The organism is Streptomyces sp. G7(2002) (assembly GCF_028870195.1).
GTDB classification, from domain to species: Bacteria; Actinomycetota; Actinomycetes; order Streptomycetales; family Streptomycetaceae; genus Streptomyces; species Streptomyces nigrescens.
On sequence record NZ_CP102609.1, the window covers coordinates 3,529,925 to 3,544,582 of the forward strand.

Sequence of the window (14,658 nt, forward strand, 5' to 3'; positions counted from 1 at the left end):
CAACGCCATCCCGCATCGATAACTGTTCGCTGTGAGCGCAGGCTCACCGGTCCGGTACGAGTACGGGCCCGAACACGCGGACGTGCGTGTTCGGGCCCGTAATCAGCGGTCTTCGTGACGCCGCGAGGCGACCGTGGCTCAGGCCTCGGGCTTCTCGTCGGCGGCCTCGGCGTCGGTGCCCTCGGCCTCGACGGTCTCGGCGGTCTCGTCCTCGTCGTCGAGGTCGATGACCTCGCCGTTGCTGTCCTTGACCGTGGCGGCCTCGACGACGACCGCGAGGGCCTTGCCGCGGGCGACCTCACCGACGAGCATCGGCACCTGGCCGCCCTCGACGACGGCCTGGGCGAACTGGTCGGGGGACATACCGGAGGACTGCGCGCGGCGCATGAGGTGCTCGGTGAGCTCCTCCTGGCTGACGTTCAGCTTCTCCTTGTTGACCAGCTCGTCCAGGATGAACTGGGTCTTGATGCCCTTCTCGGCCTGCTCCTTGGTCTCGGCGTCGAACTCTTCCTCGGTCTTGCCCTGGATCTCCAGGTACTTCGCGAGGTCGAGGCCCATCTGGCCGAGCTGGTGGTTGACCAGGTTGTGCTTGCGGGTCTCGATCTCGTCCGCGAGCAGCTTCTCGGGGATCGGCACCTCGACGAGCTTGAGCAGCTCGTCCAGGACCTTCTCCTGCGCCTGGGTGGCCTGGTCGTACTTCTTCATCTGCTCGAGGCGCTTGCGGCTGTCCGCGCGCAGCTCCTCGAAGGTGTCGAACTCGCTCGCGAGCTGCGCGAAGTCGTCGTCCAGCTCGGGCAGTTCGCGGGACTTGACCTCGGTGACCTCGACCTTGACCTCGGCCTCCTTGCCCTCGGCGGAACCGCCCTTGAGCTCGGAGGTGAAGGTGGCGGAGTTGCCGGCCTCGACGCCCTTGACGGCCTCGTCGATGCCGTCGAGGAGCTCACCGGAGCCGACGGTGTAGGTGACGCCCTCGGCGACGCCGTCCTCCAGGACCTCGCCGTCCACCTTGGCCTCGAGGTTCAGCGTCAGGACGTCGCCGTCCTGGGCGGCACGCTCGACCGGGGAGGTCGTGGCGAAACGCTCACGCAGCTGCTCGACGGACTTGTCGATGTCCTCGTCCGACACCTCGACGGCGTCGACCTCGACCTCGATGCCGGAGTAGTCCGGGATCTCGAGGGCGGGACGGATGTCGACCTCGGCGGTGAAGGCCAGCAGCTCGCCGTCCTTCAGCTCGGTGATGTCGACCTCGGGCTGGCCGAGGACGTTGAGCTCACCCTCGTTGACCGCCTCGGTGTAGAACTTCGGGAGCGCGTCGTTGACGGCCTCCTCCAGCACGGCACCGCGGCCGAACCGCTGGTCGATGACGCGCGCCGGGATCTTGCCCTGGCGGAAGCCCTTCACCGTGACCTGCTGGTTGATCTTCTTGTACGCCGCGTCGAGGCTGGGCTTGAGCTCCTCGAAGGGCACCTCGACAGTGAGCCGAACCCGAGTCGGGTTCAGGGTCTCCACGGCGCTCTTCACGGTTCGGTCTCCTTGGGGCTGACTTCTGGGGTTCTGCTTGAGATCTTCCCGTATCCGGCTGTTCCGGTACCGGCCGATCACGCCCGGTACACAGACACACGGGCACGCAGCTTGCATAGTAACCGCAAGGAGGATGACGCCCACAACGCGATCTTGAACAGCGGCCGGTCATGCGGTGCCGCCACGGTGGGCCGAGGCCGTGCCCGACTGCTGTCATCGGGCTGACCTGCTACTGGTCGGGGTGGCCGGATTCGAACCGACGACCTTCCGCTCCCAAAGCGGACGCGCTACCAAGCTGCGCCACACCCCGTCGGTGCGACACGTAGGGTACATGGCCGTCGACGCTACGGCTGCCAGTTATCGGGGCGCCCGGTGGCGGGAGATGGGGTCGTACGCGGCGAGGCGCACCGGCCTCGGGAAGGGATGTGCGGTGCACCGCCGCGACCCGCTAGGATGCACTGCGTGCCGAGGTCCGTGCGACCTGTGGCGCTTGCGGGCGTAGCTCAATGGTAGAGCCCCAGTCTTCCAAACTGGCTACGCGGGTTCGATTCCCGTCGCCCGCTCGCAGGAGGAAGCCCCAGGCCGGTCGGCCTGGGGTTTTCCGCTGTACGGAACGGGTAGCCGGGTTCCTGCACGCCTCTTCGCTCCGCGGTCGCGGATCAATAAGGTGGCCTGCATGGAGATCTGGCTCAATCCCGCGTGTTCCAAGTGCCGTTCCGCCGTGGAGATCCTCGACGAGGAAGGCGCCCGGTACACCGTGCGCAAGTACCTGGAGGACCCGCCGAGCGCCGACGACCTGCGGGACGTGCTGACGCGGCTGGGCCTGGAGCCCTGGGACATCACCCGGACCCAGGAGGCCGAGGCCAAGGAGCTGGGCCTCGGGGGCTGGGAGCGCACCGACGCCGCGCGTGAGCGGTGGATCGCGGCGCTGGCGGCGCACCCCCGGCTGATCCAGCGGCCGATCATCACCGCGGACGACGGCTCGGCGCTGGTGGGACGCAGCGAGGAAGCCGTACGCGAGGCAGTGGCGCGGACCGGGGGCGAGACCTCGTAGGGCGGGACCTTGTGCGGCGCCTGGCGGAGGGCCGGCGGACCACCTAGAAGGTGATGTGGTTGATGGTGTCCGCCAGGGAGTTGAGGAATTTGTTGATGGACGGCGCCACGCCCGTGGAGGCGAGGAAGAAGCCGAACAGTATGGCGACGAGCGCCGGGCCTCCCTTGAGGGACTTCCCTCTGATCAGCACGATCATGATGATCCCCAACAGCAGCACCACTGACAGCGAAAGAGCCACACTGATCACACCCTCGGTCGGAACGCCTCACCGGCCCGGGGGCATGCCGCGCACACCCCCCTGCACCCATCGTGCCACCAACTCCATGCCCACTGCAGGCCGGTGACGAATCATCGGCCAACGCTTTGCCCGATTCCGGCCGCCCGTGAACGAGGGGCCACGGCGGGGTGGCGTACGGACGACGAGCGGGCGACGGCACGGGGGCCGCGCGGGGCGGGGACGGGGGACGGGTCGAGTCGGGCCCAAGGCGGGAAAATTTCCCCGCCTGACGCCGCGTCGGTAATTCGCGGCAATCATTTTCCCGCCGCATTCTGATCATTAACCGGCCACGGGGAATTTCAAATTCGTGGCATCCGTCACTGCCTTACGGGGCGCTTCAAAGGCTTATTAGCATTCGGACATAAGACTAAGGAATGGGACATTCCCCCAGAGTCGTTTGCGGGGGATACGGTCCGATTTGGGGGGATAACAAGGGGCGAATCGGGCAGCGCTGAGAGGCCACACCCCTGGCGATTGCGGATTTTATCCGGGCGCTCTCCCGAGCGGCACCCAGGGAAATAACGAAGGGCCCGCAGACGGTTTTACGCGCCTGCCGACCGCCGCTATCGTGCCTCAAATGTTTCCCGCTGCCTCGACACCCCGACGCGCGATGCCCCCTGCCCGGAAGGCGGCGGGTACGGACCGGACCGGGCCCACGGCTCAGCCGTCCGGCGCCGCGGAGGGCGCGGCGGCGCCCGCGCCGAAGACCGGTGGCCGTAACCCGTTCTTCGACAATGCGAAGTACCTGGCCATCGTGCTGGTGGCGATGGGGCACGCATGGGAGCCGCTGACCGACGGCAGCCGGGCGGCCGAGGCGTTCTACATGACCGTCTACACCTTCCACATGCCGGCCTTCATCATCATTTCCGGTTACTTCTCGCGCAGCTTCGACATGCGCAAGGACCGGCTGCAGCGGCTGGTCACCGGGGTCGCGGTCCCCTACGTCCTCTTCGAGACCGCCTATGCCTTCTTCAAGCGCTGGGCGGACGACGATCCCGGGCACCCCATCAGCCTGCTCGACCCGTGGTTCCTGACGTGGTTCCTGGTGGCCCTGTTCATCTGGCGGCTGACCACCCCGCTGTGGCAGGTCGTGCGCTGGCCGATTCCGCTCGCGGTGGCCATCGCCGTACTCGCCTCCGTCTCACCGGACATCGGGGACGATCTGGACCTCCAGCGGGTGCTGCAGTTCCTGCCGTTCTTCGTCCTGGGGCTGATGCTGCGGCCGGAGCACTTCAAGCTGGTGCAGCGGCGGGCGGTGCGGATCGCGTCGCTGCCGATCTTCGCCGCGGCGCTGGTGATGGCCTACTGGGCGGCGCCCAGGATGTCCTCGGCGTGGTTCTACCACCGGGACAGCGCCCAGGAATTGGGCACCACCTGGTGGGTCGGCGCGGTGATGACCCCGGCGCTCTTCGGCTGCTCGATCGTGCTGGTGGCCTGCTTCTTCGCCTGGGTGCCGACGCGGCAGACGTGGTTCACGGTGCTGGGCGCGGGGACGCTCTACGGCTATCTGCTGCACGGCTTCCTGGCCAAGGGCTCGCGGTTCTGGGGCTGGTTCGACGACTACGCCTGGCTGCACACCCCGCTCGGTGAGATCGTGGTCACCTTGCTCGCGGGCGGCATCGTGACGGCGCTGTGCACCCCGCCGGTCCGCAGGGTGTTCCGCTTCGCCATGGAGCCGACGATGGCCTGGGCGTTCCGCAAGGACCCGGCCGATACGGCGCGGGCGCGCGTCAGCGCCTGAGGGGCCGTGCGCCCGGGCCGGACGGATGCTGTGGTCGGTTCACGCCATGTCATGACCGGCGTCCCGGGCCCGCGGCGCCCCTGAGAACGGCCGCGGAAAAGGCTGAAGAACGTCCCCCCACGTCCCTCTCGGGAGGGCATCCGGCGGGGACGCGTCCGCCTCCGGCGTTGCCGTCCGGCCCCGTTACGCGTCCCGGCAGATCAGCAGCAGCGCCCGGTCGTCGTTGACGTCCTTGGCGACGGCCTCGATCAGATGCCAGGCGGCGCCGGCGAAGCCGCCGGCGACATAGCGGTCGGCCTCGCCGGTCAGCCGGTCGATGCCCTCGGCGATATCGCGGTCGGCGGCCTCGACCAGGCCGTCGGTGAACAGCATCAGCACGTCGCCCGTCCGCAGCGTGCCCTTGACCGGGTCGAACTGGGCGCCGTCATAGACGCCGAGCAGCGGCCCGTCCCCCGACTTCTCCTCCCAGCGGCCGGTGCCGGCGCTGAGCTGCAACGCCGGCAGATGGCCCGCGGAGAAGAGTTCGTAGTCGCCGGATTCCAGGTCGAGGACGAGGTGGATGGAGGTCGCGAACCCTTCGTCCCAGTCCTGGCGCAGCAGATAGCCGTTGGCGGCGGGCAGGAAGCCGTGCGGCGGCAGCGAGCCGAGCAGACCGCCGAAGGCGCCGGAGAGCAGCAGTGCGCGGGAGGCCGCGTCCATGCCCTTGCCGGAGACATCGGTCAGCACCACTTCGAGGATGGTGCCGCCGTGGGTGCGGGAGGCCACCACGAAGTCGCCGGAGAAGGACTGTCCGCCGGCCGGGCGCAGCGCCATCTCGTGGTGCCAGGCCGGGGGCAGCTTGGGGAGCGTGCTCTGGACGCGGATGCGTTCGCGCAGGTCGAAGAGCATGGTGCCGCCGCGTCGCCAGGGCACCCCGACCCGGCTGCGGAACTGGGCGATCAGCAGCCCGAAGAGCCCGACCGCGGCGACGACCAGGACCGTGCCCGGAGTGATCCGTTCCGGCCCTTCGTCGTACGGGCCGAACAGCGCGGACTCGACGACCAGCGCGGTCGCGGAAGCGCCGTACAGGACGAGGAGGTTGGCCGGCCGCAACAGCAGTCCGCCGGCGATGACCGGGAGGACCAGCGCCGTCGGGGCGATCCATTCCGGCCACCAGAGTGTGCCCGCGGCGATGGCGGGTATGGCGATGAGCAGGGCGGCCAGCGCGAACCGGTCGGAGCCCTCACCGCGGAAGTAGTCGACACCGGCCTTGCGCACGCCGATGCGGGCCCGGTGCAGACGTTTGTGCATCCGGGCCGTCAGGGTTTCCGTTCCCTGGCCGCTTGTCATTGCTCTGGGACCTTATCCACCCGTTCGGCGGTGCGTCGATTCGCCGCACGTCAGGCCGGAAAATTCCCGGGAAACCCCGTTCGAAATGCGGTCGCGCCGCCGTGGAGCGTGCTGCTAGGGATGAGGCATGGCGACGGAATTACGGATGCTGCGGGACGTCGAGTGGGACTCCTGGTCGGACACGCTGAACCGGGCGTTCGGCGAGCCGCCCCCGACCCCGGAGCAGCGGGCCGTCCGGCGTGAGGTCACCGAGACCGGCCGCTCGTTCGGCGTCTGGGACGGCGCGGACTGTGTCGCCACGGCGGGGGCGTTCTCCTTCGGGCTCACCGTGCCGGGCGGCGCCGAAGTGCCGACGGCCGGGGTCACGATGGTCAGTGTGCAGCCGACGCACCGCCGCCGCGGGCTGCTGCGGGCGATGATGCGGCACCAGTTGGCGGACGTCCGGGAGCGCGGGGAGCCGCTGGCGGTGCTGACCGCCTCGGAGCCGGCGATCTACGGCCGGTTCGGCTACGGGGCGGCGGCCCAGGACATGCAGCTGACCGTGGACACCCTGCGGCTGGCCGCCCCCGAGCTGCCCGGTGTGGACGAGGTACGGCTGCGGCTGGTGGACCCGGCGTCCGCGCTGGCCGACTGCGAGCGGGTCTACGCCCAACTGGTGCCTGCCCGGCCCGGGATGCTGGCGCGGCGGCCCGGCTGGGCGCGGATGGCGGTGCTGGACCCTCCGGGCGAGCGGGAGGGGGCCGGGGAACTGCAGTGTGTGGTGGCCGAGGTGGACGGCGAGGTCCGGGGCTATGTGCGCTATGCGGTCAAACCGGTCTGGGACGACGCCGGGCCGGCGGGTGTGGTGCGGGTGCGGCACATCGAGGCACTGGACCCGGTGGTGTACGCGGCGCTGTGGCGCTTTCTGTTCGGGATCGATCTGACGTCGTCGGTGTCGGTGCGCACCCGGCCGGTGGACGATCCGCTGCCGCATCTCGTCGGGGACATGCGGCGCTGCGTACCCGTGCTGCGGGAGTCGCTGTTCGTGCGGCCGGTGGAGGTGGGCGCGGCGCTGGCGGCGCGGACGTACCGGACGCCGGTGGATGTGGTGCTGGAAGTCACCGACCCGTTCTGCCCGTGGAACGAGGGGCGCTGGTGGCTGACCGGCGACGGGACGGGTGCGTCCTGTGCGCGGACCACGGACCCGGCCGGGCTGGCGCTGTCCGTGCGGGAGCTGGGGTCGGCGTATCTGGGCGGTTTCTCCCTGACGGCGCTGGCGGCGGCGGGACGGGTGCGGGAGCTGCGGCCCGGTGCGCTGGCGGCGGCTTCGGTGGCGTTCGGGTCGGATGTGGCGCCCTGGCTGCCGCACGGGTTCTGAGGGCCTCCCCCGCTGCCGGGTCCGCGGAACGGGCGTTCCGCGGCGGTTCCGGGCGGCATCCCGCCCGTCAGCCGCCGCCCGTGCCCGGCTGGCAGCCCGGGCACCAGAAGAGGTTGCGGGCGGCGAGGCCGGCGGTGCGGATCTCGCTGCCGCAGATGTGGCAGCCCATGTGGGCGCGGCGGTAGACGTAGACCTCGCCGCCGTGGTCGTCGACCCGGGGCGGGCGGCCCATGGCCTCCGGCAGATGCTCCGGGCGGACGGTGTCGATCCGGTTGTGCCGGACGCCCTCGGCCATCAGGAAGACCAGATCGGCCCAGAGGGCGTCCCATTCGGCGCGGGTGAGGTCGCGGCCCGCGCGGTAGGGGTCGATGTGGTGGCGGAAGAGGACCTCGGCGCGGTAGACGTTGCCGACGCCGGCGATGACCTTCTGGTCGAGCAGCAGCGCCGCGATGGTCGTACGGCTGCGGGAGATCCGCTGCCAGGCGCGGGTGCCGTCGTCCCCCGGGCGCAGCGGATCGGGGCCGAGCCGGTCGTGTATCGCGTGCTTCTCGGCGTCGGTGATCAGTGCGCAGGTGGTGGGGCCGCGGAGGTCGGCGTACGCGGAGGGGTTCGCGAGACGGAGGCGCACCGTGTCGGTGGGCGGCGGGGCCGGGGCCGCGCCGAAGCCGAGCTTGCCGAACAGGCCGAGGTGGACATGGACCCAGCGGTCCGGGCCGAAGCCCAGGAAGAGGTGTTTGCCGTGCGCCTCGGCGCCGGTCATCACCTGGCCGTCGATGAGGGCCGCACCGCCGGTGAACTTGCCCTGCGGACTGCTCACCCGGACCCGTTCGCCCTCGAAGCGGGAGCGGTGGTCCAGGGCGAGGCGGTGGATCGTATGCCCCTCGGGCACGGAGGTCCTCCAGTGGGCGCGCCCGCCCGCCCCGGCGGCCGGGGCGGGCGGGCGACGGGATGAACGGTGGTCAGCCCTGCGGGTGGTGGGCCGGGATGGCGGGCAGCTCGCCGGTGGTCTCGTAGGCCGAGAGCATCTCGATGCGGCGGGTGTGGCGCTCCTCACCCGAGTAGGGGGTGCTGAGGAAGACCTCGATGAACTTGGTCGCCTCTTCCTCGGTGTGCATCCGGCCGCCCACGGAGATGACGTTGGCGTTGTTGTGCTCGCGGCCGAGCTTGGCGGTCTCCTCGCTCCAGGCCAGCGCGGCCCGCACGCCCTTGACCTTGTTGGCGGCGATCTGCTCGCCGTTGCCGGAGCCGCCGATCACGATGCCGAGGCTGTCCGGGTCGGCGGCGGTCTTCTCCGCGGCGCGCAGGCAGAACGGCGGGTAGTCGTCCTGGGCGTCGTAGATGTGGGGTCCGCAGTCGACGGGCTCGTGGCCATGGGCCTTGAGCCACTCGACGAGGTGGTTCTTGAGGTCAAAACCGGCATGGTCGGAGCCGAGGTACACGCGCATGCGATGAGTGTGACACGGGCGCCGTCGGGTAGGCGCGGCTGGGTCTGCCCGGGGCTCCTGCACGGAAAGCTACCCCCCGCCTTCTGTACGCAAGCGCATCGCGTAACCGTCCAGGGTTTCACACAACAATCCGGCTGCAGACCTTCCAATCCACGGTGAACGAAGATCTAATGCGGGGGATCCATCCGAGAACCACGAAGGACGGTGCACATGGGCGCGCACCCGCCTACCACCAAAGTGGTCCCCACTGCCGGTGACCCCGGCAGCGGTGTGACCGGGGGGCAGTCGCAGGACGGACTGCAGGCAGGACTCAAGAACCGCCACCTGTCGATGATCGCCATCGGCGGGGTCATCGGCGCGGGCCTGTTCGTCGGTTCCGGCGCCGGGATCGCGGCCGCCGGACCGGGCATCCTGCTCTCGTACGCGCTGACCGGCCTGCTGGTCGTGCTCGTGATGCGGATGCTGGGTGAGATGGCCGCGGCCTCTCCCACCTCGGGGTCGTTCTCCGCCTACGCGGACCGGGCGCTGGGCCGCTGGGCCGGTTTCACGATCGGCTGGCTGTACTGGTTCTTCTGGTCGGTCGTGCTGGCCGTCGAGGCGACCGCGGCCGCCGCGATCCTCACCGGGTGGGTCCCGGCCGTCCCGCAGTGGGCCTGGGCGCTGCTGGTGATGATCGTGCTGACCGGTACGAATCTGGTCTCGGTCGGGTCGTTCGGCGAGTTCGAGTTCTGGTTCGCCGGGATCAAGGTCGTGGCGATCGTCATCTTCATCGTGGTCGGCGCGATGGCGATATTCGGGCTGCCGCCGGGCGGTGACCCCGTCGGGGTGTCGCATCTGACCGGGGACGGCGGGTTCCTGCCGAACGGTCCCGGCGCGATCCTCTCCGGCATGCTGCTGGTGGTCTTCTCCTTCATGGGCAGCGAGATCGTCACGCTGGCGGCGAGCGAGTCGCCCAACCCGGTGCAGGCCGTCCGCAAGGCCGTCAACAGCGTCATCTGGCGGATCGCGCTCTTCTACATCGGCTCGATCACGGTGATCGTGACGCTGCTGCCGTGGGACGACCCGGCGGTGGCGAAGAGCCCGTACGTGGCCGTGCTGAAGTCGCTGGAGATCCCGTACGCGGGCACCGTGATGGACGTCGTGGTGCTGACCGCGGTGCTGTCCTGTCTGAACTCCGGGCTCTACACCGCCTCCCGGATGGCGTTCTCGCTCGGTCAGCGCGGCGACGCTCCGAAGTCGTTCGCCACCGTCAACAAGGGCGGTGTCCCGGCGGTCGCGATCTACGCGTCGGTCGCCTTCGGCTTCATCGCGACGATCTTCAGCTACACCTCGAAGGACACCATCTTCCAGTTCCTGCTGAACTCGTCGGGTGCGGTGGCGCTGTTCGTCTGGCTGGTCATCTGTCTCTCGCAGCTGCGGATGCGCCGGATCATCGAACGGGAGACGCCGGAGCGGCTGACGGTGCGGATGTGGCTGTACCCGTGGCTGACGTACGCGACGATCGGGCTGATCGTCTTCGTCATCGGCTACATGTTCTACGACCCGGACGGGCGCGAGCAGATGATCCTTTCGGTCGTCGCGGCCGTGGTGGTGCTGGCGGTCGGGCTGATCCTGGACCGCCGCCGCCCGCGGGAGCGGGACGCGGTCGAGGGCGCGTAGCGCGATACGACGGCACGAAGAGGGCGGGGCCCGCACCGGTTGGTGCGGGCCCCGCCCTCTTCGTATCGGGCACCTCAACCATCGATTGAGGAACCCCCACGGCGATCAACCACCTCCGCGAGAGCGGCTGGGGGCACCTCCCAGCGGTAGCTGGGGGAGGTTGAGCCGCAAAATCAGCGGCGCCCGGCCAGCTTCCAGGCCGTGGGCAGCGCGCCCATCGCCAGCACGGCCTTGAGGGCGTCGCCGATGAGGAACGGGACCATGCCGACGGCGACCGCCTCGCCGAGGGACATCCCGGTGCTCAGGGCCAGGTAGGGGACGCCGACGGCGTAGATCAGGGCCATGCCGGCGGCCATGGTGGCGGCGGTGCGCAGCACCCCGCGGTCGCCGCCGCGGCGGGCCAGCGCGCCCACGGCGGTGGCGGCCAGCAGCATGCCCACGATGTAGCCGAAGGTGGCCCCGCCGGCGCCCGAGGCACCGCCGGCGAACCACGGCATGCCCGCGAGCCCCGCCAGGGCGTACAGCGCCAGCGACAGCAGACCGCGGCCCGCCCCGAGCGAGGCGCCGACCAGCAGGGCGGCGAAGGTCTGGCCGGTGACCGGGACCGGGGAGCCGGGGACCGGGACGGCGATCTGGGCCGCGATACCGGTGAGCGCGGCTCCACCGAGCACCAGCGCGGCGTCACGGACGCGGGCGCGGGAGGCGGTGGCGGCCGGCAGCAGATCGGCGAGGACCGTGCCAGGACGGGTGAGAGCTGCAGTGCTCATCAGGACTCCGCGGATGTGAGTTTCGGATATGGGACGGGACGCGATGACGTTAGTCCAGGGAGCCGCCGGCGATCATCGTGTGGCGGCGACAAAGCCGTACCGGCCCGCTTGGAGAGTTCCGAACAACCGCCACCTTGCCCGGCCCTGACGGGGTGCGTGGCGTCTTTGCAGGTCACGTGATGCTCATCACGGCCGGGGCCGTCTTCCGGCGCCGGTTTTGTGGTAGCGCGCGGGGTGCGGCGACACTGTGTCCGCCCCGCGGTGAGCTGTGGAGTTCCCCCAAACCCGCCGGCGGCCCCCGCCGCCCCGGCCCTTGCGAGAGTACGAGTCCATGCACGACGCAACGACCCAAGCCGGTGAGCCCGCCCTCGGCGCGGGGACCGGTGAGAAAGAGCCGCTGTCCGCGGGGCTCAAGCAGCGCCATCTGACGATGCTGGGCCTGGGCGGGGTGATCGGCGCGGGCCTCTTCGTGGGCTCCGGCGCGGGGATCGCGGTGGCCGGCCCGGGGATCGTGCTGTCGTATCTGATCGCGGGCGCGCTGGCGATGCTGGTCATGCGGATGCTCGGCGAGATGTCTGCGGCGATGCCGGCGTCCGGTGCGTTCTCGGTGCACGCCGAGCGGGCGCTGGGCCGCTGGGCCGGGTTCAGTGTGGGCTGGCTCTACTGGTTCCTGCTGGTCGTGGTGCTCGCCGTGGAGGCCACCGGTGCGGCGCAGATCGCCAACGGCTGGGTGCCGGCGGTGCCGCAGTGGGGCTGGGTGCTGATCTTCATGATCGTCTTCACCGTCGCCAACCTGGCCGCGGTGAAGAACTTCGGCGAGTTCGAGTTCTGGTTCGCGGCACTGAAGGTCACCGCGATCGTGCTCTTCCTCGCTCTGAGCCTGCTGGCGGTCTTCGGGGTGCTGCCGGACACCGAGCCGGTCGGCCTGGCGAACCTCACCGGGCACGGCGGCTTCCTTCCCCACGGCTGGGCCGGGGTGATCTCCGGTGTCCTCGCGGTGGTGTTCGCGTTCGGCGGCCTGGAGGTCGTCACCATCGCCGCGGCCGAGTCGGACGATCCGGCGCGTGCGGTGGGCCGGGCGGTGCGCAGCGCCGTGTGGCGGATCCTGTTCTTCTACGTCGGCTCGATGCTGGTGATCGTGACGCTGCTGCCCTGGTCGTCGATGCAGCCGGGCAAGAGCCCCTACGTCGCGGTGCTGGACAGCATCGGGGTGCCGGGCGCCGGCCAGATCATGAACATCGTGGTGTTCGTGGCGCTGCTCTCCGCGCTGAACGCCAACCTCTACGGCTCGTCGCGGATGGTGTTCTCACTCGCCGAGCGCGGCGAGGCGCCGCGGGCGCTGCTGAAGGTCTCCGGAGGGGTGCCGCGCCGGGCCGTGCTCGCGTCGGTGGCCTTCGGGTTCGTCTCCGTGCTGCTGAATCTGAAATGGCCGGATTCGGTCTTCCTGTACATGCTCAACGCGGTCGGCGCGGTGCTGTTGTTCGTGTGGGGACTGGTCGCCGTCTCCCAGCTGCGGCTGCGTCCGCGCATCGAACGCGAGACACCCAGGAAGCTGACCCTGCGGATGTGGGCGTTCCCGTATCTGACCTGGGCGGCGCTGGTGGCCATGGGCGGCGTGCTGGTGCTGATGCTGACCGACGACACGGCCCGTCCGCAGCTGCTGTGGTCGGCCGGGGCGACGGGCGCGGTGCTGCTCGTCGCGGGCCTCCGCGAACTCCGCGGGCGGCGCGCCCGGCGCTGATCCGCCCTGCGTCGAAGGTCACACCGCGTCGTATTCGACGAGGAATCAGGCACACATAGTGACGATCACGTCTGAATACCGAACATTCGCTGCACAAGTGTTGCCCTGAGCGGACACCGGCGCTCAAACTGAGCCCGCTTTGCCGAGGACCCGGAGTTGTGCCGTCGGCAGGCCCTTCGCGACCTGCTGCCCCGGCGGGGGTCCAGGGGGCCCGGCAGCACCGTCGCGCCGGTCGCGGCCCCGGGAGAACGCAGTAACGCCTTGCTCCGCTCTCACCTACTGGGACAGGTACGACATGAATCGGACACCCTCGTCCGCCGCCGCCGCGCGCGAGCAGAGCGACGCGGTTCAGGGCGCGGGCCCCGACAGCGGATCCACGCTGTCCAACGGCCTCAAGCAGCGCCACCTCTCGATGATCGCCCTGGGCGGGGTGATCGGCGCGGGCCTGTTCGTCGGCTCGCGCGAGGGCATCGCGGCGGCCGGCCCCTCGATCGTGCTCGCCTACGCCGTGTCCGGCGCCCTGGTCATGCTGATCATGCGCATGCTCGGCGAGATGGCCGCGGCCAATCCGGCCTCCGGCTCCTTCTCCGTGCACGCCGAGCGCTCCATAGGCTCGTGGGCCGGATTCACGGTCGGCTGGATGTTCACCGCGCTGCTGTGTGTGGCGGTGGCCGCCGAGGCGATGGGCGCCGCGGACATCATGGTCCAGTGGTTCCCGGGCTCCGAGCCCTGGATGTGGGTCCTGCTGTTCATGGTGATCTTCACCGGTACCAACCTGGCCGCGGTCAGCAACTTCGGTGAGTTCGAGTTCTGGTTCGCCGCCCTGAAGGTCGCGGCGATCGCCATCTTCCTGGTCCTGGGGCTGCTGGCCATCTTCGGTCTGCTGCCCGGCACCTCCGCTCCGGGCACCACGCACCTCACCGGTGACGGCGGCTTCCTCCCCAAGGGCGTCGACGGCCTGATGATCGGCCTGCTGGCCTCGGTGTTCGCCTACGGCGGCCTGGAGACGGTGACCATCGCGGCCGCCGAGTCCAAGGACCCGGTCCGCGGCGTCGCCCGCGCGGTGCGTACCGCGATGTGGCGGATCGCCCTCTTCTACGTCGGCTCGATGGCCGTCATCGTCACGGTCATCCCCTGGAGCGCCCCCTCCATCGCCAAGAGCGGTCCGTACGTGGCGGTCCTGGACTACCTGGAGATCCCGGCGGCCGGCCAGGTCATGAACGTCGTCATCCTGGTCGCCCTGCTCTCCGCGGTGAACGCCAACCTCTACGGCGCCTCGCGGATGGCGTACTCGCTCATCTCCCGCGGCCAGGGCCCGGCCTTCCTCGGCAAGGTCAGCGGCGGCGTCCCGCGCCGCGCCGTCCTGCTGTGCGCCGCCTTCGGCTTCTTCGCGGTCGTGCTGAGCTTCCTGTGGCCCGACACGCTCTTCCAGTGGCTGCTGAACATGGTCGGCGCGGCCGTCCTGGTGGTGTGGGGCTTCATCGCCGTCGCCCAGCTGCGGATGCGCCGGATGCTGGAGCGCGAGGCACCCGAGAAGCTCGTGGTGAAGATGTGGGCCTTCCCGGTGCTGACCTGGGTGGCGCTGGCGGGTATCACCGCCGTGCTGCTGCTGATGCTGCGCGATGAGAACCAGCGCATCCAGCTGCTGTTCACCGGTGGCTTCGGGGTGGTGCTGACGGTGATCGGACTGATCCGGCAGCGGGCGCTGGGCCGGGGCGCGGGCCTGTCCAAGGAGTAGCGCTCCCCCACTCCCCATCAGGCGGGGCG

General features: G+C 70.1%; 12 protein-coding genes and 2 tRNA genes. 7 read left to right on the forward strand and 7 right to left on the reverse strand.

The genetic code is table 11. The features are described from left to right. Positions 1-138: 138 nt before the first annotated feature. Both tig and NUT86_RS14635 read right to left on the reverse strand, forming a co-directional pair. Positions 139-1,521 carry a trigger factor gene (gene tig, locus NUT86_RS14630; RefSeq protein ID WP_018088268.1) on the reverse strand — a complete coding sequence of 461 codons (1,383 nt, stop codon included), beginning with the start codon at positions 1,519-1,521 and terminating at the stop codon, positions 139-141. Positions 1,522-1,754: 233 nt separating this feature from the next. Further along, a tRNA-Pro gene (locus NUT86_RS14635) sits at positions 1,755-1,831 on the reverse strand. Positions 1,832-2,013: 182 nt separating this feature from the next. Here NUT86_RS14635 and NUT86_RS14640 point away from each other — a divergent pair. Both NUT86_RS14640 and NUT86_RS14645 read left to right on the forward strand, forming a co-directional pair. Then, positions 2,014-2,084, forward strand: a tRNA-Gly gene (locus NUT86_RS14640). 113 nt (positions 2,085-2,197) lie between these two features. Continuing rightward, positions 2,198-2,575, forward strand: coding sequence for an arsenate reductase family protein (locus tag NUT86_RS14645; protein ID WP_018088269.1), 378 nt, complete (start codon positions 2,198-2,200; stop codon positions 2,573-2,575). A gap of 43 nt (positions 2,576-2,618) precedes the next feature. Here NUT86_RS14645 and NUT86_RS14650 read toward each other — a convergent pair whose 3' ends face one another. Then, positions 2,619-2,813, reverse strand: a complete 195-nt coding sequence (locus NUT86_RS14650; RefSeq protein WP_026169395.1) for a hypothetical protein — start codon at positions 2,811-2,813, stop codon at positions 2,619-2,621. 649 nt (positions 2,814-3,462) lie between these two features. Here NUT86_RS14650 and NUT86_RS14655 point away from each other — a divergent pair. After that, a complete protein-coding gene (locus NUT86_RS14655; RefSeq protein ID WP_018088271.1) occupies positions 3,463-4,593 on the forward strand; it encodes an acyltransferase family protein in 1,131 nt (376 codons plus the stop codon). A 183-nt stretch (positions 4,594-4,776) separates the two neighbouring features. Here NUT86_RS14655 and NUT86_RS14660 read toward each other — a convergent pair whose 3' ends face one another. Beyond that, entirely contained in the window at positions 4,777-5,922 is a 1,146-nt protein-coding gene (locus NUT86_RS14660; RefSeq protein WP_026169397.1) for a PP2C family protein-serine/threonine phosphatase, read from the reverse strand. A gap of 127 nt (positions 5,923-6,049) precedes the next feature. Here NUT86_RS14660 and NUT86_RS14665 point away from each other — a divergent pair, with 127 nt between their 5' ends. Continuing rightward, positions 6,050-7,279, forward strand: coding sequence for a GNAT family N-acetyltransferase (locus NUT86_RS14665; protein ID WP_274735613.1), 1,230 nt, complete (start codon positions 6,050-6,052; stop codon positions 7,277-7,279). A gap of 67 nt (positions 7,280-7,346) precedes the next feature. Here the strand turns inward: NUT86_RS14665 and NUT86_RS14670 are convergent, their stop codons facing one another. Continuing rightward, the gene (locus tag NUT86_RS14670; protein WP_018088274.1) at positions 7,347-8,168 is read right to left on the reverse strand and encodes an Fpg/Nei family DNA glycosylase; all 822 of its coding nucleotides are present in this window, start codon (positions 8,166-8,168) and stop codon (positions 7,347-7,349) included. Positions 8,169-8,238: 70 nt separating this feature from the next. After that, entirely contained in the window at positions 8,239-8,724 is a 486-nt protein-coding gene (locus NUT86_RS14675; protein ID WP_018088275.1) for a ribose-5-phosphate isomerase, read from the reverse strand. Positions 8,725-8,934: 210 nt separating this feature from the next. On the opposite strand from NUT86_RS14675, the gene NUT86_RS14680 reads away from it, so the two are divergent. After that, positions 8,935-10,383: an amino acid permease gene (locus NUT86_RS14680; protein WP_018088276.1), complete on the forward strand. Its 1,449-nt coding sequence runs from the start codon at positions 8,935-8,937 to the stop codon at positions 10,381-10,383. A 173-nt stretch (positions 10,384-10,556) separates the two neighbouring features. Here the strand turns inward: NUT86_RS14680 and NUT86_RS14685 are convergent, their stop codons facing one another. After that, complete coding sequence (locus NUT86_RS14685) at positions 10,557-11,150, reverse strand: biotin transporter BioY (protein ID WP_274735616.1); 594 nt, start codon at positions 11,148-11,150, stop codon at positions 10,557-10,559. A 331-nt stretch (positions 11,151-11,481) separates the two neighbouring features. On the opposite strand from NUT86_RS14685, the gene NUT86_RS14690 reads away from it, so the two are divergent. Both NUT86_RS14690 and NUT86_RS14695 read left to right on the forward strand, forming a co-directional pair. Next, positions 11,482-12,891, forward strand: coding sequence for an amino acid permease (locus tag NUT86_RS14690; RefSeq protein WP_274735618.1), 1,410 nt, complete (start codon positions 11,482-11,484; stop codon positions 12,889-12,891). A 295-nt stretch (positions 12,892-13,186) separates the two neighbouring features. Continuing rightward, positions 13,187-14,629, forward strand: a complete 1,443-nt coding sequence (locus NUT86_RS14695) for an amino acid permease (RefSeq protein ID WP_018088279.1) — start codon at positions 13,187-13,189, stop codon at positions 14,627-14,629. The last annotated feature ends 29 nt before the right edge of the window (positions 14,630-14,658 follow it).

Coding starts and splice junctions, on each gene's coding strand:
- NUT86_RS14685 (WP_274735616.1), bottom strand. CDS start 11,150: ATGAGCACTGCAGCTCTCACCCGTCCTGGCACGGTCCTCGCCGATCTG.
- NUT86_RS14645 (WP_018088269.1), top strand. CDS start 2,198: ATGGAGATCTGGCTCAATCCCGCGTGTTCCAAGTGCCGTTCCGCCGTG.
- NUT86_RS14675 (WP_018088275.1), bottom strand. CDS start 8,724: ATGCGCGTGTACCTCGGCTCCGACCATGCCGGTTTTGACCTCAAGAAC.
- NUT86_RS14655 (WP_018088271.1), top strand. CDS start 3,463: ATGCCCCCTGCCCGGAAGGCGGCGGGTACGGACCGGACCGGGCCCACG.
- NUT86_RS14690 (WP_274735618.1), top strand. CDS start 11,482: ATGCACGACGCAACGACCCAAGCCGGTGAGCCCGCCCTCGGCGCGGGG.
- NUT86_RS14665 (WP_274735613.1), top strand. CDS start 6,050: ATGGCGACGGAATTACGGATGCTGCGGGACGTCGAGTGGGACTCCTGG.
- NUT86_RS14680 (WP_018088276.1), top strand. CDS start 8,935: ATGGGCGCGCACCCGCCTACCACCAAAGTGGTCCCCACTGCCGGTGAC.
- NUT86_RS14695 (WP_018088279.1), top strand. CDS start 13,187: ATGAATCGGACACCCTCGTCCGCCGCCGCCGCGCGCGAGCAGAGCGAC.
- NUT86_RS14660 (WP_026169397.1), bottom strand. CDS start 5,922: ATGACAAGCGGCCAGGGAACGGAAACCCTGACGGCCCGGATGCACAAA.